The following is a 25772-nucleotide window of genomic DNA, read 5'->3' as shown; positions in this document are numbered from 1 at the left end:
TTGCTGCAAAAAGAAAGGCGGGAGGGAATGAACCCGCCCGCCTTGTGATGCCGGAATTGCCAGTGCGTTCAGTCAGGCGTGCGCGATTACATGTTCAGCGCGCGCTTGTCCACGGCGAGCGCCGCTTCGCGCATGACTTCCGACAGCGACGGGTGCGGATGGCAGATGCGGCCGATGTCTTCCGACGCCGCCTTGAATTCCATCGCCACCACGGCTTCTGCGATCAGATCCGATGCGTTTGCCGCGATGATGTGCACGCCGAGCAGTTCGTCGGTCTTCGCGTCGGCGATCATCTTGACAAAACCATCCGCCTTGTTGATGCCGAGCGCGCGGCCGTTGGCCATGAACGGGAACTGGCCCGACTTGATCTCGCGGCCTTCCGCCTTCAGCTGCTGCTCGGTCTTGCCGACCCACGCGATTTCCGGCTCGGTGTAGATCACCCACGGAATACAGTTGTAGTCGATATGCGGCTTCTGGCCGTCGATGATCTCGGCCACCAGCACGCCTTCGTCTTCGGCCTTGTGCGCGAGCATCGGGCCGCGCACCACGTCGCCGATTGCGTACACGTTCGGCACGGCCGTTGCGCAATGATCGTCCACGTCGATGAAGCCGCGCTCGTTGGTTTTCAGACCGATCGCTTCAAGACCGAGGTTGTCCGTGTTCGGCACGCGGCCGATCGACACGATCAGGCGGTCGGCTTCGAGCTTCTGCGCGTTGCCGTCCTTGTCCGTGTAGTTGATCGTGACGCTGTTCGCGGTGGTCGTGACTTCGCCGACCTTCACGCCGACATGAATGTCGAGACCCTGCTTCTTGAACTGCTTGGCCGCTTCCTTCGAAAGCGCCTGGTCAGCCGCGCCGAGGAATTCCGGCAGCGCTTCCAGCACGGTCACTTCGGCGCCGAGGCGGCGCCACACCGAGCCGAGTTCCAGACCGATCACGCCAGCGCCGATCACGGCGAGCTTCTTCGGAGCGGAGTCGAAGGACAGCGCACCTTCGTTGTCGGCGACAATCTTGTTGTCGACCGGAATGTTCGGCAGATGACGCGCCTTTGAACCCGTCGCAATGATCACGTTCTTCGCCGTGACCACTTCAGTTTCGCCCTCGCCGCTCACCTCGATCTGCACGCCGGCGTCCGTCTTGCCGGTGAACTTGCCGTGGCCCTTGAGCCACGTGATCTTGTTCTTGCGGAACAGGAATTCGATACCCTTCGTCATCTTTTCGACGATGCCGTCTTTGCGGGCCATCATCTTCGAGATGTCGACCTTGACGTTTTCCACGGAAATGCCGTGGTCGGCGAGGTGATGCGACGCGTTTTCAAACTCTTCCGACGACGCGAGCAGCGCCTTCGACGGAATGCAACCCACGTTCAGGCAGGTGCCGCCGAGCTTCAGCGCGCCGGCCGGGTTCTTCCATTTTTCGATACATGCGACGGTCTTGCCGAGCTGCGCTGCGCGAATGGCGGCGATATAACCGCCAGGGCCTGCGCCGATCACGACGACGTCAAATTCTTTGGACATGACAATCCTTTTGATGACGGAACGGCGCGGCCACGCTTCGTGGCGCGTCTCGCTCCAGTACTGCGGAATGCAAATGACGTGATGCTTGCCTGAGCTCTTCAAATGGCGCCGGCTTGCGCGTTTTGCAAGCCGGCGCCTCGCGAACCCGCGATGAACCCGTGATTACAGGTCGAGCAGCAGGCGCGCCGGGTCTTCCAGCGCATCCTTCATCGCGACGAGCGACAGCACGGCTTCGCGGCCGTCGATGATGCGGTGGTCGTACGACAGCGCCAGATAGTTCATCGGGCGGATCACGATCTGGCCGTTTTCCACGACCGCGCGTTCCTTCGTGGCGTGCACGCCGAGAATCGCGGACTGCGGCGGGTTGATAATCGGCGTCGACAGCATCGAGCCGAACACGCCGCCGTTCGAGATGGAGAACGTACCGCCCGTCATTTCTTCGATGGACAGCTTGCCGTCCTTCGCCTTCTGACCGAATTCGGCGATCTTCTTCTCGATTTCGGCGAGGCTCAGCTGATCCGCATTGCGCAGGATCGGCACGACGAGACCGCGCGGCGAACCGACCGCGATACCGATGTCGAAATAGCCGTGATAGACGATGTCGTTACCGTCGATCGACGCGTTCACGAGCGGGAACTTCTTCAGCGCATGCACGGCCGCCTTGACGAAGAACGACATGAAGCCGAGCTTCACGCCGTGTTCCTTCTCGAACTTGTCCTTGTACTTGTTGCGCAGGTCCATCACCGGCGCCATGTTCACTTCGTTGAACGTGGTCAGGATCGCGTTGGTTTGCTGCGACTCGAGCAGACGCTCGGCGATACGCGCGCGCAGACGCGACATCGGCACGCGTTGTTCCGGGCGGTCCTTCAGCCATTGATCGGCCGATGCGGGCGCCTTCACGTCCGGCAGTGACGGCTTCGCAGCCTTCGGTGCAGCGGCCGGTGCCGGCGCAGCAGCCTTGGCAGCCGGTGCACCTGCCGTCAGCACGTCGCCCTTGGTGATGCGGCCGTCACGGCCCGTGCCTGCGACGTCGCCGGCGGAGAGGCCCTTCTCCGCCATCAGCTTGCCGGCAGCCGGCGAAGCAGCGGTGTTCGCACCCGCCACGGAGGCAGCTTGCGCGGCCGGTGCAGCGGCCGGTGCCGGAGCGGCGACCGGAGCCGGCTTCACTTCGGCTTCGACCGCAGCGGCGCCAGCCTTGCCTTCGGTGTCGATCTTGGCGATCACCTGATCGGCTGTGACGGTGTCGCCGTCGTTCGCGATGACTTGCGCGAGCACGCCGGCCGAGGGTGCCGGCACTTCGAGCACGACCTTGTCGGTCTCGATTTCGATGAGAATTTCGTCCTGAGCAACAGCCTCGCCGGGCTTTTTCTTCCACTGCAGCATCGTGGCTTCCGAGACCGACTCGGACAGCTGGGGAACCTTGACTTCAACAATAGCCATTATGAATATCCTGAATACGTATCGGGTGACGGCGCGGTGAACGACGACCGCCTGCGAACCCTGCGTGCCGCGCCTGCCCCTCGACGGGTGGCACAACGCGGCACGGGAAAGCGCGATGCGCTTTCCCGGTTCGTCTCATTGCTTTATTTAGCGATCGACGCGCTCTTGAGGCGGCCGAAAGCGCCTTCGACCAGCGCCTTCTGCTGCTCGTAGTGCTTCGCGTAGTAGCCCACTGCCGGCGAAGCCGAAGCCGGACGGCCGCTGTATGCCAGCTTCTGTCCTTCCTTCATGCCTTCCTTCAGGTGATGCTCGATGTAGAACCACGGGCCCTGATTCTGCGGCTCGTCCTGCACCCACACCACTTCGGTCGCGTTGTCGTACTTCTTCATTTCCGCTTCGAACTGCTTGTGTGCGAACGGATACAGCTGTTCGATACGGATGATCGCGACGTCGTTCGACTTCGCTTCGCGGCGATGCGCGACGAGGTCGTAGTACACGCGGCCCGAGCACACCAGCACGCGCTTGACCTTCTTCGCGTCGATGGCTTCGTCCACTTCGCCGAGCACCGGCTGGAACGAACCCTTCGCCAGTTCCGACAGATCCGACACCGCTTCCTTGTGGCGCAGCAGCGATTTCGGCGTTGCGACGATCAGCGGCTTGCGGAACAGGCGGATCATCTGACGGCGCAACAGGTGGAAAATCTGCGCGGGCGTCGTCGGCTGAACGACCTGCATGTTGTGATCTGCGCACAGTTGCAGGAAACGCTCGATACGCGCGGACGAGTGCTCCGGGCCCTGGCCTTCGTAGCCGTGCGGCAGCAACATGGTCAGGCCCGACACGCGGCCCCACTTCACTTCGCCCGACGAGATGAACTGGTCGATCACGACTTGCGCGCCGTTCACGAAGTCGCCGAACTGCGCTTCCCATGCGACGAACGTGTTCGGTTCAGCGGTCGAGTAACCGTATTCGAAACCGAGCACCGCTTCTTCGGACAGCACCGAGTCGATCACCGTGAACTTCGCCTGACCTTCGGCGATGTTCTGCAGCGGCACGTAAGTGCCGTCGTTCCAGCGCTCGCGGTTCTGGTCGTGCAGCACCGCGTGACGGTGCGTGAACGTGCCGCGGCCCGAGTCCTGGCCGGTCAGACGCACGGCGTAGCCCGAAGCGACCAGCGAAGCGAACGCGAGGTGCTCGCCCATGCCCCAGTCGAGCTTGGCCTCGCCGCGGCCCATGGCGCGACGGTCGTTGATCACACGCTCGACGAGCGGGTGAACCTTGAAGTTTTCCGGAATCGTGGTGATGCGCTCGGCGAGGCGCTTCAGTTCCGCAAGCGGCACGGCCGTGTCGGCTGCGTCGGTCCACTTGCGGTTCAGGAACGGCACCCAGTCCACCGCGTACTTGCTCTTGTAGTTCGAGAGCACCGGGTCGACCGTGTGATGGCCTTCGTCCATCGCCTTGCGATACGCCTTGACGTACTCTTCCGCGTCTTCGGCGGTGATCACGCCTTGCTGCACCAGCTTTTCGGCATACAGCGCGCGCGTGCCCGGGTGCTTGGCGATCGTCTTGTACATCAGCGGCTGGGTAACAGCCGGCGTGTCCTGCTCGTTGTGACCCAGCTTACGGAAGCAGACGATGTCGACCACGACGTCTTTGTGGAACTGCATCCGGAAGTCGATAGCCAGCTGCGTGGCCAGCACGACGGCTTCCGGATCGTCGCCGTTCACGTGCAGCACCGGCGCCTCGATCATCTTGACGACGTCCGAGCAGTACAACGTGGAGCGCGAGTCGCGCGGGTCCGACGTGGTGAAGCCGATCTGGTTGTTGATGACGATGTGCAGCGTGCCGTGCGTGCCGTAACCGCGCGTTTGCGCGAGGTTCAGCGTTTCCATTACGACGCCCTGGCCCGCGAAAGCGGCGTCGCCGTGAATCTGCACCGGCAGCACTTGCAAGCCGCTGTCGTCGCCGCGGCGATCCATACGCGCCTTCGCCGAACCCTCGACCACCGGGTTGACGATTTCGAGGTGCGACGGGTTGAACGCGAGCGACAGGTGAACCGGGCCGCCTTCCGTCGACACGTCCGACGAGAAGCCCTTGTGGTACTTCACGTCGCCGGCCGGCAGATCGTCGACGTGCTTGCCTTCGAATTCGGCGAACAGGTCGGCGGGCATCTTGCCGAGCGTATTGACCAGCACGTTCAGACGGCCGCGGTGGGCCATGCCGATGACGATTTCCTGCACGCCGCGGGCACCGCCGTGACGCACGACCTCGTCCATCGACGCGATGAAGCTTTCGCCGCCTTCCAGCGAGAAGCGCTTCTGGCCGACGTACTTGGTGTGGAGGAAGCGCTCGAGGCCTTCAGCGGCCGTCAGGCGATTCAGGATGTGCTTTTTCTTCTCGTTCGAGAAATTCGGCGTGGAGCGGATCGACTCCAGCTTTTCCTTCCACCAGCGCTTCTGTTCCGGATCGCTGATGTACATGTATTCGGCGCCGATCGTGCCGCAATACGTGTCGCGCAGCGCCTTGACGATCTCGCGCAGCGACGCGCGCTCGAAACCGAAATACAGATTCGTGGCGCTGTACTCCTGGTCCATGTCGGCTTCGGTGAAGTCGTAGAACGCAGGTTCGAGTTCGGGGATGGCGGGACGTTCGCGGCGCTTCAGAGGATCCAGGTTGGCCCATTGCGAGCCGAGGAAGCGATATGCGCCGATGAGGGACTGCACATAGACTTGCTTTCGCGCGGTAGCGAGGTCTTCGCCGCCGGTTGCGGTGCGCGGGATGAAGGCATTGGCCTTGGCCCGTTGCGCAAACGATTCGACGATCGGGCCATGGGCCACGTCGTTGGCATTGCTGCCGTCCGATGCAGGAACATTCTGCAACGCGTCGAAATAGCTGCGCCAGTTCTCGGGCACTGACGCCGGATTGTCGAGATATGCTTCGTACATTTCTTCTACGTACGGAGCATTGCCGCCGAACAGATAAGAGTTCGACTGGAATTGCTTCATCATTTTTACGCTCACCTTTCTTCGAGTTTCTCGAGAAATAGCGGGTTACAGAACCTTCCGCGACACGGCCTGACCGTTTAGCGGATTGCGCGAATCAAGTCTTGCTTGGAAGGACCTAAAACTTGCACCCGGGGAGCATATCACATAACGGATAGTCCAGATAGCAGGCGAATTGCCGCCCGAGCCCGGCGCGACGGGCTTTCGCGGCGATTGCCGCAATCCGCAACAGTCTTCTGCGAATAACGGCGACCAACGGGTGACGAAAAGCGCGGAAGCACCGCACAAGTAACGGACAAACGCACATAAACGAACAGCGAACCTGTGCGAAATTCCTATAACGTTTGATGCATAGGCGGAAATGAAAAAGCCACCCGAAGGTGGCTTCGGGTGGCTTCTGGACAACCGGTGAAACAAAGAAGACGCCGGCGCGCGTTTAGTCCACAGCGCCCTTGCGGCTGGCGGCACGGCGCTCGTGCTCCTTCAGATAGCGCTTGCGCAGACGGATGGATTGCGGCGTGACTTCGACGAGCTCGTCGTCGTCGATGAATTCGACCGCGTATTCCAGCGACAACTGGACCGGCGGCACGAGGCGCACGGCTTCGTCGGTGCCCGACGCACGCACGTTGGTGAGCTGCTTGCCCTTGATCGGGTTCACGACGAGGTCGTTGTCGCGGCTGTGAATGCCGATGATCATGCCTTCATACAGCGCGTCGCCCGGCGACACGAACATGCGACCGCGATCCTGCAGCTTCCACAGCGCGTAAGCGACGGCCGCGCCGTCGTCCTGCGAAATCAGCACGCCGTTGCGGCGCTCGCCGACCGCGCCTTCCTTGACCGGCTGGTACGAGTCGAACGTATGGCTCATCAGGCCCGTGCCGCGCGTGAGCGTGAGGAATTCCGACTGGAAGCCGATCAGGCCGCGCGCCGAAATACGGTATTCGAGACGCGTGCGGCCGCGGCCGTCCGACGCCATGTCGAGCATTTCACCCTTGCGGCGGCCAAGCTCTTCCATCACGCCGCCCTGGTGCGCGTCTTCCATGTCGACGGTCAGGTTTTCGTACGGCTCGTGCTTCACGCCGTCGATTTCCTGCATCACCACGCGGGGACGCGACACAGCCAGCTCGTAGCCCTCGCGGCGCATGTTCTCGACCAGAATGGTCAGGTGCAGCTCGCCGCGGCCTGCCACTTCGAAGGTGGTTTCGTCGCCGGTGTCTTTCACGCGCAGCGCGACATTGTGGTTCAGTTCCTTCATCAGGCGGTCACGAATCTGACGGCTCGTGACGAACTTTCCTTCGCGACCGGCGAGCGGCGACGAATTGACGAGGAAGTTCATGGTCAGCGTCGGTTCGTCGACGGTGATCATGGGCAGCGCTTCCGGCTGTTCCGGCGAGCAGATGGTCACGCCGATGCCGATTTCCTCGATACCGTTGATGAGCACGATGTCGCCTGCTTCAGCCGAGTCGACCTGCACGCGCTCGAGGCCCTTGAACGACAGCACCTGGTTGATCTTGCGGTTCAGGATCGCGCCGTCGGGACCCGAACGCACGGCGACCGCCATGCCCGGCTTGATGCGGCCGCGCGTGATACGGCCCACGCCGATACGGCCGACATACGACGAGTAATCGAGCGAGGTGATCTGCAGCTGCAGCGGACCTTCCGGGTCGGCTGCGCGCACCGGCACGTGCTTGAGCACCGCCTCGAAGAGCGGGCGCATGTCGCCTTCGCGCACGTCGGGCGTGAGGCCCGCGTAGCCGTTCAGGCCCGACGCGTAGACGATCGGGAAGTCGAGCTGTTCGTCCGTTGCGCCGAGCTTGTCGAACAGGTCGAACGTCTGGTTGATCACCCAGTCCACGCGCGCGCCCGGACGGTCCACCTTGTTGACCACGACGATCGGCTTCAGGCCGAGCGCGAGCGCCTTCTTGGTGACGAAGCGCGTTTGCGGCATCGGGCCTTCCACGGCGTCGACGAGCAGCAGCACCGAGTCGACCATGGACAGCACGCGTTCTACTTCGCCACCGAAGTCGGCGTGGCCCGGGGTGTCGACGATATTGATGTGCGTGCCTTCGTATTCGACCGCGCAGTTCTTCGACAGGATCGTGATGCCACGTTCCTTTTCGATGTCGTTCGAGTCCATGACCCGTTCGGCAACCTGCTGGTTGTCGCGGAACGTGGCGGTCTGACGGAGGAGCTGGTCGACGAGCGTAGTCTTGCCGTGGTCGACGTGGGCAATGATGGCGATGTTGCGTAGGGCGCGGGTCATAGGAACCTGGAGACAGTTGAGTGCGCCGCTTGCTCATGCCGCTTACCCCTGCCGCTCACCCTTCTACCAGGCAATACGAGGACAAATGTACGACAAGCCCAAAGCGCACTTTTGGGAACCCAACATTATAGCACGCACTCGTGACGCTTTCTGGTATTCCCCGATAGCGGACACCGCGCACCCCGGCCGCGCCCCTTTCGCCCGCCGCGACGCCGACGGCGGCCCACGCCAAGCCTACGCAAAAACGCGCCGATTCGTTCTTGAGTGCGGAAAGTTCCTTGCCTAAGCTGTAATAACGCTTGCCGCGTCAATCATCCAACTCTTATAATCGTGCCTAGTCAACCATTGCATTCGCACGAGAATCATGACGGAGCCGTCCCCCACACCCGCGCCGGAGATCAGCGAGTACCAGCTTGGCGAAAGCGTCGGCTACCTGCTCTCGCGCGTGAAGTCGACCATGTCGAACCTGGTCACCCAGCGCAGCATGGCGGAACTCGGCATCACCAGCCAGCAGGGCAGCATCCTGTTCATGGTGGCGAGCGGCAAATGCCTCCTGGCCGCCGAGCTGGCGCGCGAATACGGGATCGACGCGAGCGCCGTCACGCGCCTGATCGACCGGCTGGAAAAGCGCGGGCTGCTCACGCGGGTGCGCAGCAATGAGGACCGGCGCGCCGTGCGCCTCGCGCTCACGCCGGAAGGCCACGCCATCGCGGCAAAAATGCCGAAAATTTTCACCAGCGTGCTGGACAGTCTGCTCGCCGGCTTCACGCCGGAAGAAGTGGGTTTTCTGAAGAGCATGCTGCGCCGCGTGCTCATCAATTCCGGCGAATGCACCGCGCTGACCCGTGATCCGGCAAGTAATTCCGAGAGCAAGTTCTAAAAAATTGCTTGCAGCGTCCATCATTACATTCCACTCAAAGAGTCGAGCGATGAAATCCCTTTCCCTGTCCGCGTCCGCGCTTTCGAGCCGGGCCGCTGTCGCCGCCGCGGCGGCAGCGCTCGCCCTCACAGGGTGCGCGAACTACTTCGGTGTCAAGAGCGACAAGCAGATTTCGTCGCCGGCGCAGTACGAGTCCACGCAGAGCCTCGCGGGCCAGGCGGGCCAGTGGCCCTCGCTTGACTGGGCCAACCAGTTCGACGATCCCCAGCTGCCGAAACTGATTGCCGAAGCGCTGGAAGGGAACCCGTCGATCGCGCAGGCGCAGGCGCGCCTCGCGAAGGCCTCGTCCTATATAGAAAGCTCGCGCTCGGCGCTGTACCCGAAAGTCACGGGCAGCTATTCATGGACGCGCGAGCTGCTCTCGGGCAACGCGCTCTACCCGCCTCCGTATGGCGGCTCCTGGTATAGCGAGAACAACGCGCTGGCAAGCGCCTCGTGGGACCTCGACCTGTGGGGCAAGAACCGTCAGCGGCTCGGCCAGGCCGTATCGCAGGAAAAAGCGGCCGAGGCCGACATGCAGCAGGCGCGCGTGACGCTCGCGGCGTCGGTGGCGAGCACCTACAACCAGCTTGCGCAGCTGTACGCGCTGCGCGACATCGCCGCGCGCGAGATCCAGAACCGTCAGGAGATCGGCCGCATCACGAACGGCCGCGTCGCGGCCGGTCTCGACACCAACGTCGAACGCCAGACCGCGAACGGCAATATCGCGACGAGCCAGTCCAACCTGACCGATCTCGAAGGTCAGATCACAGTGGTGCGCTATCAGTTGGGTGCGCTGCTCGGCAAGGGTCCGGACCGCGGCCTGCAGATCGCGCAGCCGGCGCTCGGCGTCGGCGGCACGGTCGCGTTGCCCGACAATTTGCCTGCCGATCTCGTCGCACGTCGCGCCGATATTGTGGCCGCGCGCTGGCAGGTCGAAGCGGCCATGCACGACGTGAAGGAAGCCAAGGCCGAGTTTTTCCCCGACGTGAACCTCGCCGCGGGGTTCGGCTTCGACGCGTTCGGCTGGGGCCGCTTTCTGCGGGCCGGCAGCCGCCAGATGCAGTTCGGCCCGGCCATCCATCTGCCCATTTTCGACGCGGGCGCGCTCCGCTCGCAGTTGAAGGGCCGTTACGCCGACTTCGATCTCGACGTCGCCAATTACAACCAGACGCTGATCAACGCGTTATCGGACGTCGCGACGCAAGTCTCGTCGATCCGCTCGATCGACCAGCAATCGGGCGACGCACAGCGCGCGCTCGACGCCTCCACGAAGGCCTATCAGCTCGCCGTGATCCGCTACAAGGCGGGTCTGTCGCCGCAATTACAGGTGCTGACCGCCGACCAGAACCGCCTCGCCGCCGAACAGACGGTCACGACGCTGAAGATGCGCCGCCGCGATCTGCAGATCGGCCTCATCAAGGCGCTGGGCGGCGGTTTTGACGCAACGCAGACGGGCCTTGTCGTGCCGACCGACGAACACGGCCCCGCGCCGGCCGCAGCGACGCCTGCCGCGACCACGGCGGCAAAATAGGCGGCGCGAAGCGCACGTGGACCGACTGCAACGAAGCACACACGAATATCCGAATAAACGACGACGTTTGAGAGAACCCGGAGCACATCAATGAGCACCCCCCAGCAGCCCGCGGCTACCAACCAACCGGCCCAGCCGAACAAGCCGGCACAACCGGCGAACAACGGCAAACGCAAGCGCATGATGACGCTGCTCGTCATCGTGATCCTGATCGCGGCCATCGCGTACGGCCTCTACTACTTCCTCGTGGCGCGCTTTCACGAAGACACCGACGACGCCTACGTGAACGGCAACGTCGTGCAGATCACGCCGCAGGTCACCGGCACGGTCGTCGCGGTCAACGCCGACGACACGCAGACCGTCAAGGCCGGCGATCCGCTCGTCGTACTGGACCCCGCCGACGCGCGCGTCGCGCTCGAACAGGCCGAAGCGAATCTCGCGCAGACCGTGCGCCAGGTGCGCGGCCTCTTCGCCGACGACAACCAGTACCAGGCGCAGGTCGCGCAGCGTCAGGCCGACCTGTCGCGCGCACAGGACGACCTGAAGCGCCGTCTGACGGTGGCGCAGACCGGAGCCGTCTCGCAGGAAGAAATTTCCCATGCGCGCGACGCCGTGAAGAGCGCCCAGGCCGCCGTCGACGCCGCGCAGCAACAGCTCGCGTCGAACCGTGCACTGACGGCGAACACCACCATCGCGAATCACCCGAACGTGCAGGCCGCTGCCGCCAAAGTCCGCGACGCCTATCTGAACAACGCGCGCAACACGCTGCCCGCGCCCGTCACCGGCTATGTCGCGAAGCGCTCGGTGCAGGTCGGCCAGCGCGTGTCGCCGGGCACTCCGCTGATGGCGATCGTGCCGCTCGGCGGCGTGTGGGTCGACGCCAACTTCAAGGAAGTGCAACTGAAGCACATGCGCATCGGCCAGCCGGTCGAGCTGACGGCCGACGTGTACGGCTCGTCGGTCGTCTATCACGGCAAGGTGGTCGGCTTCTCGGCGGGCACGGGTTCGGCGTTCTCGCTGTTGCCCGCGCAGAACGCGACCGGCAACTGGATCAAGGTGGTGCAGCGCCTGCCGGTGCGTATCGCGCTCGATCCGCAGGAGCTTGAAAAGCACCCGCTGCGTATCGGTCTGTCGATGCAGGCCGACGTCAGCATCAAGGACGAAAACGGCGGCCAGCTGGGCGACGCACAGAACACCGTCTATCAGACGAACGTGTTCGCCAAGTACGGCGACGAAGCCGACGCGGAAATTGCCCGCATCATCGCGGAAAACGCAGGTCCGAACGCCGGCACGCAAAAGGCCGTGCAGTCCAGCACCGCCCGCCCCGCGGCTTCCAAACTGATGTAAGCCGCGCGGCGACTCATACAAGGTTTCATTGAATGGCTCAGGCTCAGGCGCAAGTCCCTCATCCGCCGCTCGAGGGCGCGCAACTGGTGATCGGCACCATCGCGGTGTCGCTCGCCGTTTTCATGAACGTGCTCGATACGTCGATTGCGAACGTCTCGATTCCGTCCATTTCCGGCGACCTCGGCGTGTCGTCGGACCAGGGCACGTGGGTGATCACGTCGTTCGCGGTCGCCAACGCGATCTCGGTGCCGCTGACCGGCTGGCTCACCGAGCGCATCGGCCAGGTGCGCCTCTTCATGGCGTCGATCGTGCTGTTCGTGATCTCGTCATGGATGTGCGGCCTCGCGCCCACGCTGCCCTTCCTGCTCGCCTCGCGCGTGCTGCAAGGCGCGGTGGCCGGCCCGATGATTCCGCTCTCGCAAACGCTGCTGCTTGCGAGCTATCCGCGTGCAAAGGCGCCGATGGCGCTCTCCATGTGGGCGATGACCACGTTGATCGCGCCGGTCGCCGGCCCGATTCTCGGCGGCTGGATCTCGGACAACATCTCGTGGCCGTGGATCTTCTACGTCAACATTCCCGTCGGCGCCATTGCGGCCGCGGCCACGTGGATGATCTTTCGCAACCGCGATTCCGTCATCAGAAAGGCGCCGATCGACGGCGTGGGCCTCGGCCTGCTGATCGTCTGGGTGGGCGCGCTGCAGATCATGCTCGACAAGGGCAAGGATCTCGACTGGTTTTCGTCGACCACGATCGTCGTGCTGGCGCTCGTGGCGGTGATCGCGCTGGCGTTTTTCATCGTGTGGGAACTGACCGCCGAGCATCCGGTGGTCGATCTCTCGCTTTTCAGCAAGCGAAACTTCACGGGCGGCACGATCGCGCTGTCGGTCGGCTACGGTCTGTACTTCGGCAACCTCGTGCTGCTGCCGCTGTGGCTGCAAACCGATATCGGCTACACCGCCACTGAAGCCGGTCTCGTGATGGCGCCCGTCGGACTCTTCGCCGTGCTGCTCTCGCCGATCACGGGCAAGATCCTGCCGCGCACCGATCCGCGCTACATCGCGACGCTCTCGTTCCTCGTGTTCGCACTGTGTTTCTGGATGCGCTCGCGCTACACGACCGGCGTGGATACCTACTCGCTTTTGCTGCCCACGCTGATTCAGGGCATCGGCATGGCCGGGTTCTTCATTCCGCTCGTGTCGATCACGCTGTCGGGCTTGCCGGGCCAGCGGATTCCGGCGGCCTCGGGTCTGTCGAACTTCGTGCGGATCATGTGCGGCGGGATCGGCACGTCGATCTTCCAGACGGCGTGGGATCATCGCTCGATCATGCATCATGCGCAACTCACTGAGCGCGCGAACGCCTACAACCCGCTCTTCGATCAATCGATCCATCAAATGGGCGCCGCGGGTCTCACTCAGCCGCAAGCGTATGGACTTTTCAATTCGATGGCGACGCAGCAGGCTGCGCAACTCGGCGTGAACGACCTGTTCTTCGTTTCTGCCGGTATTTTCGTCGCGCTGATTGCGCTGATCTGGATCACGAAGCCGGAGAGAGCCGGTGGCGACGCCGGTGCAGCGGCGGCCGCGGCGCATTGAGCTTGGGTTTTATTCGCGCGTCTTGCGCGCGACGGCGCTCAGCGGCGCTCAGTGACTTGTCGTCACGTGTAGTCGGACATGAAAAGCGGGACCGCTTGTTGGGCGGTCCCGCTTTTTTTTGTTGCAACCGGCCCGGGCGCGGTTTTCGAGCGCTCGCGCGACTCGCTACGCCCGCCGCTGCCGCCGCCACGCCGCCGCCGCGCCGCGCCGGAAGCCGCTAATTGGCCGCCGTGACCACGAGCCGTTCCGGGGCAAGCACGCCTTCTCCGCACTTCGCGACACCGAGCAGGCGGCCTTGCACCGCCGAGTAGACTCTCACGCGCGACGCGTTGCTCGCGTCAGCGCCCAGATCGAGTTCCGACAGCTTCAGCCGCTGACCATGCAGAAAGCGGCGCGTCGCGTCCTCGTCGAGATGCACGGACGGAAAAGTGGACAGCAACGCGTCGACCGGCTGTAGCCACGCCTCGCGCTCGCTTTCCGTCGCGTCCGACAGCTGGTCGAGCGTGACCGAATGCTCGAGCGTCAGCGCACCGACGCCGGTGCGCCGCAACGCCACCAGATGCGCACCGCAGCCCAACGCCTCGCCGATATCCTCCGCGAGCGTGCGCACGTAGGTGCCCTTGCTGCACGTGACGCGAAACGTGACATCCGGCAGCGCGCAAGCGATCAGTTCGAGCGCATGGATCGTGACCTCACGTCCTGCCCGCTCGACGGTCTGACCCGCGCGCGCGTATTCGTAGAGCGGCTTGCCGTCGCGCTTGAGCGCCGAATACATCGGCGGCACCTGAACGATGTCGCCGAGAAATTGCGGCAGCGCGGCCCGCACCGCGGCTTCGTCGCAGGTCACCGCGCGCATGTCGACGGGCTCGCCTTCGGCGTCGCCGGTGGTCGTGCGAACGCCGAGGCGCATGGTGGCCTCGTAGGTCTTGTCCGCTTCGAGCAGATCTTGTGAAAACTTGGTGGCTTCGCCGAAACAGAGCGGCAGCAGCCCGGTGGCGAGCGGGTCGAGCGTGCCGGTGTGGCCCGCCTTTTTGGCCAGATAGAGGCGCTTCGCGCGAATCAGTGCGTCGTTGCTCGACAAGCCGAGCGGCTTGTCGAGCAACAGCACACCGTCGAGCGCGCGACGCGGCACGCGGGGGCGTTGAGGTGCGGTCATGTCGGAAGACGGATTGGATAGTAAGGCGGACCGGCGTGGAACGCCAGGCGCTGGGCGCAGCGCCGCGGGCAGTGGAGCGCGCGGCGTTAGTCGTGCTGCCCGAGCCCTGCCGCGGCCACGCGCGACGCACCGGGGCGCACCGGGGCGCACGCGTGCGCGGCAAGCGTTAGTCGTCTTTCGCGCGACTGGCGTTCGCCTCGTCGATGAGACGCGACATCTCGACGGCACGCTCGATCGTCTTGTCGTAATGGAAATGCAGCGTGGGCACCGTGTGAATATGCAGGCGCTTGAACAACTGATTGTGCAAATGGCCGGCCGCGTGCGTGAGCGCCGCGAGCGTCTGCTGCGGATCGCCGGTCAAGGTCGTGAAATAGACCTTGGCGTGCGCATAGTCCGGCGTCAGCTCGACGCTCTGAATCGTGACGATGCCGATGCGCGGATCCTTGACCTCGCGCAGCAGCTCCGACAGATCGCGCTGGATCTGATCGGCGATCTGCACGTTGCGATTGGGTGAAGAACGTTTCTTAGGCATGGTGTTGTGTGATCCGTGGTGACGGATGCAAAAAAGGTTCGCGGCCGCGCGGCAACAACGAGCGCGGCGTTCGCGGAGCGCGACCGCACGGGCGGCGCGCAACGGCAGGCCCAAAAACAACGGGCGGAGTGGGCGTTGATGCCCGCTCCGCCCCTGGAACCCTTGCCGCGTGACTTACAGCGTACGCGCGACTTCGGTGACTTCGAAGACTTCGAACTGATCGCCTTCGACGATGTCGTTGAAGTTCTTGATCGACATACCGCACTCGAAGCCCTGGCGGACTTCCTTCACGTCGTCCTTGAAGCGCTTGAGCGAATCCAGCTCGCCCGTGAAGATGACGACGTTGTTGCGCAGCACGCGCACCGACGACGAGCGCTTGACGAAGCCGTCCGTGACCATACAGCCTGCCACTGCGCCGATCTTCGGCACCTTGAAGACCTGACGCACTTCGACGGTACCCGTCACGACTTCGCGCTTCTCCGGCGCCAGCATGCCCGACATCGCGGCCTTCACCTCATCCACTGCGTCGTAGATGATGTTGTAGTAGCGAATGTCCACGCCGTTGGCTTCGGCCAGCTTGCGAGCCTGTGCATCCGCCCGCGTGTTGAAGCCGATGATGACCGCCTTCGAAGCCGTCGCCAGGTTGACGTCGGATTCGCTGATGCCACCCACGGCGCCGTGCACGATCTGCACGCGCACTTCGTCGGTCGAAAGCTTGAGCAGCGACTGCACGAGCGCTTCCTGCGAACCTTGCACGTCGGCCTTGACGATGAGCGGCATGTACTGCACTTCGCCTTCGCCCATCTGTTCCAGCATGTTCTCGAGCTTCGCGGCCTGCTGCTTGGCCAGCTTGACGTCGCGGAACTTGCCTTGACGGAACAGCGCGACTTCACGCGCCTTGCGCTCGTCCGGCATGACGATGACTTCCTCGCCCGCTTGCGGCACTTCCGACAGACCCTGGATTTCGACCGGGATCGACGGACCCGCCGACTTGGTCGGCTTGCCCGTTTCGTCGAGCATGGCTCGCACGCGACCGTAAGCGCTGCCTGCCAGCACCACGTCGCCACGGTTCAGCGTACCGGACTGCACGAGGATCGTGGCGACCGGACCCTTACCCTTGTCGAGCTTCGCTTCGATGACGAGACCCTTGGCCGGCGCTTCGACCGGTGCCTTCAGTTCCAGCACTTCGGCTTGCAGCAGCACGTTTTCGAGCAGGTCGTCGATACCCGAGCCGGTCTTTGCCGACACCGGCACGAACGGCGAATCGCCACCGTACTCTTCCGGCACGACGCCTTCCGCAACCAGTTCCTGCTTGACGCGTTCCGGGTTCGCTTCCGGCTTGTCGATCTTGTTGATCGCGACGACGAGCGGCACGCCGCCGGCCTTCGCGTGGGCGATCGCTTCCTTCGTTTGCGGCATCACGCCGTCGTCGGCTGCGACCACCAGAATCACGATGTCCGTTGCCTTGGCACCGCGGGCACGCATCGCCGTAAAGGCCTCGTGACCCGGCGTGTCGAGGAACGTGATCACGCCACGCGGCGTTTCGACGTGGTAAGCGCCGATGTGCTGCGTAATGCCGCCCGCTTCGCCCGCCGCAACCTTCGCGCGGCGGATATAGTCGAGCAGCGAGGTCTTGCCGTGGTCGACGTGACCCATGACGGTGACGACCGGCGGACGCGGCAATGCTTCCGCATCCGACACTTCGCCTTCCACCAGCATGGCTTCCGGGTCGTCCAGCTTGGCCGCGACCGCGTGATGGCCCAGTTCCTCGACGATGATCATCGCCGTTTCCTGGTCCAGCATCTGGTTGATGGTAACCATCTGGCCGAGCTTCATCATCGACTTGATGACTTCCGACGCCTTCACCGCCATCTTGTGCGCCAGGTCGGCGACCGTGATGGTTTCCGGTACGTGCACTTCACGCACGATCGGCTCCGTCGGCGCCTGGAACGTGGTGCCCTGATCCTGATGCTTGCCGCGACCCTTCGGGCCGCCGCGCCAGCCGCGGTCGACGCCGCCGCTCGTATCGCCGCGCGTCTTGATGCCGCGGCGCTTGGCTGCGTCGTCCTGCCAGCCGCCCTTGCCGCCCGGCTTCTTCTTGTCGCCGGCGGACGGCGTGGTGGTCGCGGCCGGAGCCGCTGCCGCCGGCTTGCGCGCGGCGCCCGGCGCTGGACGCGCCGCTTCGCCAGCCGGACGTGCCGGCTTGTGCAGCGTGCCCTTGGCTTCCGCGGCCTTGGCCGGCTCGGCGGGCTTCGGCGCCGGTTCCGGCGCCTTCACCTGCGCCTTGCGCGGCGTGTTCATCATTTCGCGGATCGCGCGTGCTTCGGCTTCCGCCGCGGCGCGGCGCTTCGCGATTTCTTCCTGCTCGGCACGCGCCTTTTCGGCAGCCTGACGCGCCGCGTCTTCCGCCTTCTTCGCCGCTTCGCGCTGAGCCGCGCGCTCAGCCGCGGCGCGCTCGTCGTCCTGCTCGGTGTCTTTCGCGACGGCCGGTTCGGCCGCCTTGGCAGGCGCCGCTTCGGCCTTCGCGGCCTCCGCCTTTTCGCGAGCCGCCGCCTCGGCCGCAGCCGCTGCGCGCTTCTTCGCCGCCTCTTCTTCCGCACGGCGACGCTCGGCTTCGGCCGCCTGCTCGCGTGCCTGGCGCTCGGCCTCTTCGCGTTCGAGCTGTTCCTGACGCGCCTTCAGTTCCTGCGCCTGCTTCTCGAGCAGTTCGGCTTCATGACGCGCTTCTTCTTCGCGGCGCTGGAGTTCGAGCTCCTCGGCGTCCGTGCTTTCAGCCACATGATTCGATGCTTCTCCGCCTTCAGCGGAGGTTTCGTCGCGGCGGACGAAAGTGCGCTTCTTGCGCACCTCGACCTGAATGGTGCGAGCCTTGCCCGTCGCATCGGACTGCTTGATCTCCGACGTATGCCGTTTCGTCAGCGTGATCTTGCGCTTGTCCGCATCAGTCGAGCCGTGAGACTTGCGCAAGTGGTCGAGCAGACGCGCCTTGTCCGTTTCGGACAAGGAGTCGGCTTCGCTCGCTTTGGTGACGCCCGCCGCCTGCAGCTGCTCGAGCAGCACGCCTGCAGGCATTTTCAGTTCCGCGGCAAATTGGGCTACGTTGTTACTCGCCATTCATTCCTCTTAATGCAAGGACCGATTCCTTGCGGTTAGCATCGGGTCATGCAGCCTCGCGGCCGCGTTCAATTTAGTGCGCCATGGTCATTTCTCACTGGAACCAGTGTTCACGTGCTTTCATGATCAACGCCTTAGCGGCATCCTCTTCCATTCCGGTCATCTCGACCAGTTCATCCACGGCCAGCTCGGCGAGTTCGTCGCGCGTCTGGATCTGATGTTCGGCCAGTTTTGCGAGCAGGTCGGCGTCCATGCCGTCCAGGCTCTTCAGGTCGAGCGCTACATTTTCGACCTTTTCTTCATTTGCGATCGCCATGGTCAACAACGCGTCGCGCGCGCGGTTGCGCAGTTCATGGACGGTGTCTTCGTCGAATGCCTCGATTTCGAGCATCTCGTTCAGCGGCACGTAAGCGATCTCTTCGAGGCTCGTGAAGCCTTCGTCGATCAGGATGTCGGCGACTTCTTCGTCGACATCGAGACGCGCCATGAACAGGTCGCGCAGAACACCGCGTTCCTGATTCTGCTTTTGCGCAGATTCGTCCGGCGTCATGATGTTGATCTGCCAGCCGGTGAGTTCGCTGGCAAGACGCACGTTCTGGCCGCTGCGGCCGATCGCGACCGCCAGTTCGTTTTCGTCGACGACGACGTCCATCGAATGCTTTTCTTCGTCGACAACGATGGACTGGACGGCTGCCGGCGCGAGCGCGCCGATCACAAACTGGGCGGGATCCTCCGACCATAGCACGATGTCGACGTTTTCGCCACCGAGCTCGTTACGCACGGCCTGCACACGCGAACCGCGAATGCCGACGCAGGTGCCGATCGGGTCGATACGCTTGTCGTACGCGACCACGCCGATCTTGGCGCGCACGCCGGGGTCGCGCGCCGCCGCCTTGATTTCGAGCAGACCCTGTTCGATTTCCGGCACTTCCATTTCGAACAGCTTCATCAGGAATTCGGGCGCCGTACGCGACAGTTCGATTTGCGGACCGCGCGCGGTGCGATCGACCTTCGCGATGTAGGCGCGCACGCGGTCGCCCACGCGCAGATTTTCCTTCGGAATCAGCTGATCGCGGCGCAGGAGCGCTTCGACACGGCCGGTTTCGACGATGAAGTTGCCCTTGTCGAGACGCTTCACCGAACCGGTCATGATGTGCTCGCCGCGCTCGAGGAAGTCGTTCAGGATCTGCTCGCGCTCGGCGTCGCGCACCTTCTGCAGGATCACCTGCTTGGCGGCCTGCGCGCCGATACGGCCGAATTCGATGGACGGCACGGGTTCTTCGATGTAGTCGTCGATCTGGATTTCCGGCTTCTGCTCACGTGCTTCGAACAGCAGGATTTCCTGATCCGGCTCCTGCAGACCGGCTTCGTCCGGCACCACTTTCCAGCGGCGAAACGTCTCGTGCTCGCCGCTTTCACGGTCGATATGGACGCGGATGTCCGCGTCTTCTTCGAAGAGTTTCTTGGAGGCCGAAGCGAGAGCCGCTTCGAGCGCGGCAAATACCACGTCTTTGTCGACATTCTTCTCGCGTGCCAGCGCATCCACCAGCATCAACACTTCGCGACTCATTGTTTGCGGCTCCTAAAGTCAACTTTCGGAACGAGGCGTGCTTTGTCCATGTCCGCGAGCGTGAAATCGAGCATCGCGGCGCCTTCCTTCCCTTCAAATTCCAGACCGATGGTCTCGCCTTGCGGAGCATGCAAAATGCCCCGGTACGATTTCCGTCCGTCCAATGGCTTTTTCAATGTGATTACCGCCTCGCTGCCTGCGAAGCGTTCAAAATCCGCCAGTTTTTTCAGCGGACGGTCGAGGCCCGGCGACGATACTTCGAGCCGCTCATAATCGATATTTTCGACCGTCAGTACGTGCTGGAGCTGACGCGTGACTTTCTCGCAGTCTTCGATCGCGATGCCGGCCGGCTGGTCGATATAGATACACAGCATGCCGCGCCCGGTGCGCTCGAGATCGACGAGCTCGTAGCCGAGTCCCACGACCGTGGTTTCAATCAGTTCCGTCAGTTGCACAGTGCCCTCTTAGATGTTCGCGCAGCGAGCCTGCCGCTTGTTCTGCAAACAACCAATGCGGGCCGCGCGCCTGGCCGGCGCACGTTCGTGCTACCCGAGATGCCGAACCACGATGAACTGAGCGGCAAAAAAAAATGGGCTAAACGCCCATCATCTTATTACCGGTGGTCGCACCTGAGCCGCACATGAAAAGCCGCACGCCCAGCGACTTCGCGATTGTAGCCATTTTTCAGGACAAACGCAAACCGCAGAGCGCCGCGCCAAGCGCATTTCCGCTTGATTTCATGGCGATCTTTCGACGATATGGCGGCGTTTGCTGACTTTGCAAGACGGCGCCCGCGCAATCTGGCCCGACTATCGCCCGCACCCGGTTCACTTACGACGCCGCCAGGCGCGGCAGCCTCGGTCAGCTCACCGCCGCGCATGGCTGCGGCTCGGCTCACGAGCGGTTCACAAGCGGCTCACAAGCGGCTCGATGCAGGACCGAGCAGAGCTCGCAGACTCTTCGCCCGCGCAATCAGCGCCCGCAATCAGCGCCCGCAATCAGCGCCCGCGCGAACGGCCGCGCGGCGCCCCCCCGCCTCGGTTTGCACCGCCGCCGGCGTTGCCGCCGCCTGCGCGGTTGCCGTTGCCGCGGTTGCCGCCCGGCGCACGATTGCCGCCGCCCGCGCCCGGACCGTTCCCGCCGGCGCGTTTGCCGCCGCCGGCAGCGCGATTGCCGCCGCCCGAAGGCGCACGATTGCCGTCGACGTCGCGGCCACCGCGCGGTGCGCCCGTGCCGCCGAACCCGCCCGCGCTCCGGCCGGCGCCACGATTGCCGTAGCCGCCGCCCAGGCCCGCACCGGCGCCGCCGCCGAAGCCACCGCCCGCCGCACCGCGCCGGCCTTGACCGCGCGGCTGCTGTTCGAAACGGTGATGCGACATCAGCACCGGTTCGCGGCTGATAAAGCCCATCGACGTTTGCATCGGATCGGGTTGCTTGCGCTCAGGCGCGGCATTGCGGCCGCCGCGCTCTTCGCTCGGCGCCTTCAGGCCCACGGACGCCATCAGCGCGCGCACCTGATTGTCTTCGAGCTCTTCCCAGCGGCCGCGCTTCAGGCCCTTCGGCAGCGAAATCGGGCCGTGACGCGTACGGATGAGACGGCTGACCATCAGGCCGGCGGCTTCGAACATGCGGCGCACTTCGCGGTTGCGCCCTTCGGCGAGCGCGACGTGATACCAATGATTGGTGCCTTCGCCGCCGCCGTCGCGGATGCGCAGGAAATTTGCCGGACCGTCGTCGAGCTCGACGCCGTTCAGCAGCTTCTGACGCATGCCTTCCGCCAGTTCGCCGACCACGCGCACCGCGTACTCACGCTCGACGCTATAGCGCGGATGCATGAAACGGTTCGCGAGATCGCCGGAAGTGGTCAGCATCAGCAGACCTTCGGTATTGAAGTCGAGACGGCCGACCGCGAGCCACTTGGCGGTTTTCATCGGCGGCAGTTTGTCGAACACCGAAGGACGGCCTTCCGGATCGGCATGGCTGACGATCTCGCCCGTCGGCTTGTGATACAGCAGCACGCGCGGCGGCTTGTTGGCGAGCTTGCGCTTGACCGGCTTGCCGTTGATGCGCACCTGATCGGTCGGCATGATGCGCTGGCCGATGTGGGCCGGTTCGCCGTTCACCGACACGCGGCCGGCGACGATCAGTTCCTCCATGTCGCGGCGCGAGCCCATGCCGGCCTCGGCCAGCACCTTGTGAAGCTTGGGCGCGTCGTCGTCGGCGGAAAGGACGCGCTTGGCCGCGGCGGGCTTGCCCCGGCGCAGCATCGGCGCACGCACGCCGCCCGTCGTGCTGTTGTCGGCGTCGAAGGCCGGCGATGTGACGTACGAGAAGAGGTCGTCCTGAGCGGCGTCGGCCGCTGCCGCCGGCGCTTCGCCGCCACGGCGATTCTGGCGCTGGCCGCCGGCGCGCGGCTGGCGCTCGCGCTGACCTTCGCGCGGCGCGCCGTCACGTTGACTTTCGCGCTGCCCTTCACGTTGGCCTTCGCGCTGTCCTTCACGCTTGGCACCGCCGGCATTGCGGCGCGACCCCTGACCCTTCGCGCCGGCTTCCTTGCGCGGCGGGCGCGCCTGCGCCGTCACCTCGCCGTCAGGCGGGGCTTCGCCCACGACCGCGGCGGTCTCGAGCGGCGCGCCTTCGGCGGCCTTCGTCTTCGCGCCGGCGCGGCGCCGGGCAATCAGACTGCGCGGCCCGCGACGCAGGCCGCGACGCGGACGGTCCTCGCCGTCTGCTTCCGTGGTCTGCGCCGGGCGCTCGCCCTGGCCTGCCGACGCTTCCTGGGTGCGCGTTTCGTCAGCGCGCGCCGACGGCACGGCGCGCTCGGATTCGGACGAATCGGTGTCGTGGGTATGTGTCAAAACAACCTCAAAATGTCAGGTCGCGCGCGCCCCTTGCAGGCGCGGCAAAAAATGTTCGGTTACGTCAGGCGCTGCGCGACTCGGCTTCGTCGTCGGTCAGAATGCCTGCGTCCTGTGCGGCATCGCGACGATCTTCCTCGTCGTGCGCCGCCTGGTTCAGGGTCGATCCCGCCGCGTGCTCTGTGCCGCGGAGGACGCCCGAACCGTGCGCGGGTGTTGCAAGACCGGCCGGATCGGCCTCGGCGAGCGTATCGCGATCCGCCTCGGTTTCGGCGTCCGCTTCCGATTTAGCCTCGAATTGCCCGGCACCCGGCAGCGGTGCAACGTTTGCCGCTTCGCTGCCCACCTCGTGGGCGTTTTCCATGGGTTCGGCCTGCTCTGCTTCTTTTACTGCTTGCGGTTGAGGCTCGACGGCCGCATGGGCGGTCGTTCCGGACTCGCCGGCGCTCCCGGCTGCGGCAGCCGTTTGCGCGCCGCCAGCCTGCTCGTGCGCCGAATGGTCGGCGGCCTCAGCCGCTGGTGCAGCGATTTCCGTTCCTGCCTCTACGCCGGCTGCCGCTTCCGCCGCGGTCATGTCGGCCGCTTCGGGCGCGCTCTCATCGCTTGCTTCATGCGATGCCGGCGTCTCACCACTCTCGGCGTCGGAGAACTCGATGGCATGCTGTCCGAGCAGGTCCGCATTCAATTGCGCCGATGGGTCCGCGAGCGGCGGCAATTCGTCGAGCGCGCGCAAACCGAGGTCGTCGAGAAACTGACGCGTGGTCGCATAAAGCGCCGGACGCCCCGGCACGTCGCGATGCCCGATCACCTCGATCCAGCCGCGGTCCTCGAGTTGCTTGACGACCTGCGTGTTCACCGTGACACCGCGAATCTCTTCGATATCGCCGCGCGTGACCGGTTGCCGGTATGCAATGATCGCCAGCGTTTCGAGCACCGCGCGCGAATACTTCGGCGGTTTCTCGGGATGCAGACGATCCAGATACGAACGCATCGCGGGCTTGCTTTGAAACCGCCAGCCCGACGCCAGCCCGACCAACTCCACACCGCGCCCCGACCAATCCTGTTTCAGGTCTTCGAGCAGAGTCCTAACGGTGTCTGCCGACACGCCGTCGGCAAAGAGCTTGCGCAAATCGCCGAGCTTTAACGGCTCCTGCGCGCAGATCAAGGCTGTCTCGAGGACGATCTTCGCCTCTTGGGTATTCATGCAGCTAGGTCAGACCCTGTGGTCAAAGAACCGGATCAAACAGACGATGTGGAACTGAAGACGCGCTCGCCCGATTCTGATCGGTCATATTGATGGGAGCACGCACCGGGGGGAGGCGAAACAGACTATCGAGCCAAACCCAGCCGGACGGAGCAGCGATATTCCGGACAGGAATCGCGTGACTGAGCGCCATATTACGCAAAAACATCCGGTGCGTAAAGCGAACCGCCGGACAACATGCCCGGCGCATGGGCGCGCAATGCTTAAGCCGGCGCGCGCCCCGAGGACGCCCGCGCATCTGTCGGACGCGCGCCCGCGCGCGAGGTTCCCGCGCGCCTTGGCCGGGCCCGACTAGCGTGTCCCATGCAACGCCAGAAAACGCTTCAGGCGCTCCACGCCGACGTCGAGCCGCGCGATGTCGCATGCATAGCACCAACGCAAGAACCCCTCGCCCTCGGGGCCGAACGCGCTGCCGGGCGCGATGCCGAGACCCACTTGGCGCACCATTGCCTTGCACAGTTCGAGGCTGCGGGAGGCGCCCGTCATCGAAAAGAACAGATACATCGCGCCTTGCGGCGCCTTCACGTCGACGCCCGGCACGGCGGACAACGCCCGCACCAGATGATCGCGTGACGCCTTCAGGTCGCGCACCAGCTCCTGCGTGAAGCGCTCGCCCTGCTGGACGGCGGCGATGCCCGCCTGCTGCACGAAGGCCGGCGCGCATGAAGTGTTGTACTCGACGAGCTTGCCGAGGTCGTCCATCAGGCTCTTCGGCGCGACGATCCAGCCGAGGCGCCAGCCCGTCATCAGCCACGCCTTGGAAAACGAGTTCACGCAGATCACCCGCTCGTCGCGCGAGGCGAGATCGAGAAACGACGGCGCCGTGCCATGACTGTCGGGCGCAGCCTCGGGGTAATAGAGGCGCTCGTAGACTTCGTCGGCGACGATCCAGATGCCGTGCCGCCGGCAATGCGCGAGCACGGCACGCTGCTGCTCGCGCGTCATGACCCAGCCGGTCGGATTATTCGGCGAATTGACGAACAGCATCTTCGTGTCCGGGGTGAGCGCGGCCAGCAAGCGCTCGACGTCGAGCTGCCAACCGTGCTCGCCATAGTCGAGCGAGACGGTTTCCACATGCGCACCGAGAATCTTCGGAATTTCGACGAGATTCGGCCACAGCGGCGTGACGGCCACCACGCGGTCGCCCGCTCCCACGACCAGTTGCGCGGCGAGCATCAGCGCGTTGACCCCCGCGCTCGTCACCGCGATATGGTCCGGCGAAGTGTCGCCGTGCAGGCCGCTCACGTAATCGGCGAGCGCCTCACGCAACGGCGCGATGCCCAGGTTGTGCGTGTAGAAGGTCGCGCCGGCCTGCAGCGCGGCGCTCGCCGCGTCGCGGATGAAGGCCGGCGTCACGCGGTCGGATTCGCCGAACCAGAACGGCAGCACGTCGGCCACGCCGAAGCCGGCATTGGCCACTTCGCGAATCTGCGACGCACGCAGCGTGCGCACTGCGTCGCGCGCATGGGGGATAGAGGGCACGGAGAGTTCCGGTTCGCTCATCGAGGCTTCCAGGTGAGTAAAAGGCTGAAATCTAAAGCTAACGTCGGCAAGCGCGCTGCAAAACGGCACAGATCGCCAGGGCGTGCAGGCGGCAGTTTAGCCCAGCGTCCGACCATGCAACGTCGAGCCGCGCACGGGAAAGGCGCGCCGGGCGGCCATTG

The 25772-nt window shown here is 64.4% G+C and carries 17 protein-coding genes; 5 read left to right on the top strand and 12 right to left on the bottom strand.

Features of this window, described 5'->3' with window-relative positions; translation table 11 throughout:
* Positions 1-86: 86 nt before the first annotated feature.
* From lpdA to typA, 4 genes are all read right to left on the bottom strand, one after another.
* Positions 87-1517: a dihydrolipoyl dehydrogenase gene (gene lpdA, locus ACEN8U_RS21745; RefSeq protein WP_013588062.1), complete on the bottom strand. Its 1431-nt coding sequence runs from the start codon at positions 1515-1517 to the stop codon at positions 87-89.
* A gap of 162 nt (positions 1518-1679) precedes the next feature.
* Complete coding sequence (gene odhB / locus ACEN8U_RS21740) at positions 1680-2957, bottom strand: 2-oxoglutarate dehydrogenase complex dihydrolipoyllysine-residue succinyltransferase (RefSeq protein ID WP_310110077.1); 1278 nt, start codon at positions 2955-2957, stop codon at positions 1680-1682.
* 143 nt (positions 2958-3100) lie between these two features.
* On the bottom strand, positions 3101-5962 hold the full coding sequence (locus ACEN8U_RS21735; protein ID WP_310110075.1) for a 2-oxoglutarate dehydrogenase E1 component: 2862 nt from the start codon (positions 5960-5962) through the stop codon (positions 3101-3103).
* 430 nt (positions 5963-6392) lie between these two features.
* On the bottom strand, positions 6393-8219 hold the full coding sequence (typA, locus tag ACEN8U_RS21730; protein ID WP_013588059.1) for a translational GTPase TypA: 1827 nt from the start codon (positions 8217-8219) through the stop codon (positions 6393-6395).
* Between the two features lie 364 nt (positions 8220-8583).
* Between typA and ACEN8U_RS21725 the strand changes: the two genes are divergently transcribed.
* The 4 genes from ACEN8U_RS21725 (at position 8584) to ACEN8U_RS21710 (ending at position 13614) form a co-directional block, all read left to right on the top strand.
* Positions 8584-9099: a MarR family winged helix-turn-helix transcriptional regulator gene (locus ACEN8U_RS21725; RefSeq protein ID WP_310110073.1), complete on the top strand. Its 516-nt coding sequence runs from the start codon at positions 8584-8586 to the stop codon at positions 9097-9099.
* Between the two features lie 49 nt (positions 9100-9148).
* Positions 9149-10672 carry an efflux transporter outer membrane subunit gene (locus tag ACEN8U_RS21720; RefSeq protein ID WP_310110071.1) on the top strand — a complete coding sequence of 508 codons (1524 nt, stop codon included), beginning with the start codon at positions 9149-9151 and terminating at the stop codon, positions 10670-10672.
* Between the two features lie 90 nt (positions 10673-10762).
* Positions 10763-12019 carry an EmrA/EmrK family multidrug efflux transporter periplasmic adaptor subunit gene (locus ACEN8U_RS21715; protein WP_013588056.1) on the top strand — a complete coding sequence of 419 codons (1257 nt, stop codon included), beginning with the start codon at positions 10763-10765 and terminating at the stop codon, positions 12017-12019.
* Between the two features lie 32 nt (positions 12020-12051).
* The gene (locus ACEN8U_RS21710) at positions 12052-13614 is read left to right on the top strand and encodes a DHA2 family efflux MFS transporter permease subunit (protein WP_013588055.1); all 1563 of its coding nucleotides are present in this window, start codon (positions 12052-12054) and stop codon (positions 13612-13614) included.
* Positions 13615-13831: 217 nt separating this feature from the next.
* On the opposite strand, the gene truB is transcribed toward ACEN8U_RS21710, so the two are convergent.
* The 5 genes from truB to rimP all read right to left on the bottom strand — a co-directional run bounded on the left by truB (position 13832) and on the right by rimP (position 20441).
* The gene (gene truB / locus ACEN8U_RS21705; protein WP_310110070.1) at positions 13832-14770 is read right to left on the bottom strand and encodes a tRNA pseudouridine(55) synthase TruB; all 939 of its coding nucleotides are present in this window, start codon (positions 14768-14770) and stop codon (positions 13832-13834) included.
* A 166-nt stretch (positions 14771-14936) separates the two neighbouring features.
* On the bottom strand, positions 14937-15302 hold the full coding sequence (gene rbfA / locus ACEN8U_RS21700; RefSeq protein ID WP_013339565.1) for a 30S ribosome-binding factor RbfA: 366 nt from the start codon (positions 15300-15302) through the stop codon (positions 14937-14939).
* A 174-nt stretch (positions 15303-15476) separates the two neighbouring features.
* Entirely contained in the window at positions 15477-18416 is a 2940-nt protein-coding gene (infB, locus tag ACEN8U_RS21695; RefSeq protein WP_015002377.1) for a translation initiation factor IF-2, read from the bottom strand.
* 94 nt (positions 18417-18510) lie between these two features.
* The gene (gene nusA, locus ACEN8U_RS21690; protein WP_013588052.1) at positions 18511-19986 is read right to left on the bottom strand and encodes a transcription termination factor NusA; all 1476 of its coding nucleotides are present in this window, start codon (positions 19984-19986) and stop codon (positions 18511-18513) included.
* Positions 19983-20441 carry a ribosome maturation factor RimP gene (rimP, locus tag ACEN8U_RS21685; protein WP_006052964.1) on the bottom strand — a complete coding sequence of 153 codons (459 nt, stop codon included), beginning with the start codon at positions 20439-20441 and terminating at the stop codon, positions 19983-19985. Before rimP ends, nusA begins: the two co-directional genes overlap by 4 nt.
* Before the next feature lie 185 nt (positions 20442-20626).
* On the opposite strand from rimP, the gene ACEN8U_RS21680 reads away from it, so the two are divergent.
* Positions 20627-20761 carry a hypothetical protein gene (locus tag ACEN8U_RS21680; RefSeq protein ID WP_310110068.1) on the top strand — a complete coding sequence of 45 codons (135 nt, stop codon included), beginning with the start codon at positions 20627-20629 and terminating at the stop codon, positions 20759-20761.
* Between the two features lie 223 nt (positions 20762-20984).
* Here ACEN8U_RS21680 and rluB read toward each other — a convergent pair whose 3' ends face one another.
* The 3 genes from rluB to ACEN8U_RS21665 form a co-directional block, all read right to left on the bottom strand.
* On the bottom strand, positions 20985-22844 hold the full coding sequence (gene rluB, locus ACEN8U_RS21675; protein ID WP_310110067.1) for a 23S rRNA pseudouridine(2605) synthase RluB: 1860 nt from the start codon (positions 22842-22844) through the stop codon (positions 20985-20987).
* A gap of 64 nt (positions 22845-22908) precedes the next feature.
* Positions 22909-24048: an SMC-Scp complex subunit ScpB gene (gene scpB / locus ACEN8U_RS21670; protein WP_310110064.1), complete on the bottom strand. Its 1140-nt coding sequence runs from the start codon at positions 24046-24048 to the stop codon at positions 22909-22911.
* Between the two features lie 351 nt (positions 24049-24399).
* The gene (locus tag ACEN8U_RS21665) at positions 24400-25611 is read right to left on the bottom strand and encodes a pyridoxal phosphate-dependent aminotransferase (RefSeq protein ID WP_310110062.1); all 1212 of its coding nucleotides are present in this window, start codon (positions 25609-25611) and stop codon (positions 24400-24402) included.
* Positions 25612-25772 lie beyond the last annotated feature (161 nt).

The organism is Paraburkholderia phenoliruptrix, from assembly GCF_047325075.1.
Classification (GTDB): domain Bacteria; phylum Pseudomonadota; class Gammaproteobacteria; order Burkholderiales; family Burkholderiaceae; genus Paraburkholderia; species Paraburkholderia phenoliruptrix.
The sequence above is the reverse complement of the archived record's forward strand: the minus strand, read 5'-3'. Positions and strand labels throughout refer to the sequence as shown.

What these genes read in the sequence shown, in the direction of transcription:
- scpB (WP_310110064.1), bottom strand. Translation starts at nt 24,048, where the DNA reads ATGAATACCCAAGAGGCGAAGATCGTCCTCGAGACAGCCTTGATCTGC.
- odhB (WP_310110077.1), bottom strand. Translation starts at nt 2,957, where the DNA reads ATGGCTATTGTTGAAGTCAAGGTTCCCCAGCTGTCCGAGTCGGTCTCG.
- ACEN8U_RS21710 (WP_013588055.1), top strand. Translation starts at nt 12,052, where the DNA reads ATGGCTCAGGCTCAGGCGCAAGTCCCTCATCCGCCGCTCGAGGGCGCG.
- typA (WP_013588059.1), bottom strand. Translation starts at nt 8,219, where the DNA reads ATGACCCGCGCCCTACGCAACATCGCCATCATTGCCCACGTCGACCAC.
- ACEN8U_RS21665 (WP_310110062.1), bottom strand. Translation starts at nt 25,611, where the DNA reads ATGAGCGAACCGGAACTCTCCGTGCCCTCTATCCCCCATGCGCGCGAC.
- infB (WP_015002377.1), bottom strand. Translation starts at nt 18,416, where the DNA reads ATGGCGAGTAACAACGTAGCCCAATTTGCCGCGGAACTGAAAATGCCT.
- ACEN8U_RS21735 (WP_310110075.1), bottom strand. Translation starts at nt 5,962, where the DNA reads ATGATGAAGCAATTCCAGTCGAACTCTTATCTGTTCGGCGGCAATGCT.
- ACEN8U_RS21715 (WP_013588056.1), top strand. Translation starts at nt 10,763, where the DNA reads ATGAGCACCCCCCAGCAGCCCGCGGCTACCAACCAACCGGCCCAGCCG.
- nusA (WP_013588052.1), bottom strand. Translation starts at nt 19,986, where the DNA reads ATGAGTCGCGAAGTGTTGATGCTGGTGGATGCGCTGGCACGCGAGAAG.
- ACEN8U_RS21720 (WP_310110071.1), top strand. Translation starts at nt 9,149, where the DNA reads ATGAAATCCCTTTCCCTGTCCGCGTCCGCGCTTTCGAGCCGGGCCGCT.
- ACEN8U_RS21680 (WP_310110068.1), top strand. Translation starts at nt 20,627, where the DNA reads ATGAAAAGCCGCACGCCCAGCGACTTCGCGATTGTAGCCATTTTTCAG.
- rbfA (WP_013339565.1), bottom strand. Translation starts at nt 15,302, where the DNA reads ATGCCTAAGAAACGTTCTTCACCCAATCGCAACGTGCAGATCGCCGAT.
- lpdA (WP_013588062.1), bottom strand. Translation starts at nt 1,517, where the DNA reads ATGTCCAAAGAATTTGACGTCGTCGTGATCGGCGCAGGCCCTGGCGGT.
- truB (WP_310110070.1), bottom strand. Translation starts at nt 14,770, where the DNA reads ATGACCGCACCTCAACGCCCCCGCGTGCCGCGTCGCGCGCTCGACGGT.
- ACEN8U_RS21725 (WP_310110073.1), top strand. Translation starts at nt 8,584, where the DNA reads ATGACGGAGCCGTCCCCCACACCCGCGCCGGAGATCAGCGAGTACCAG.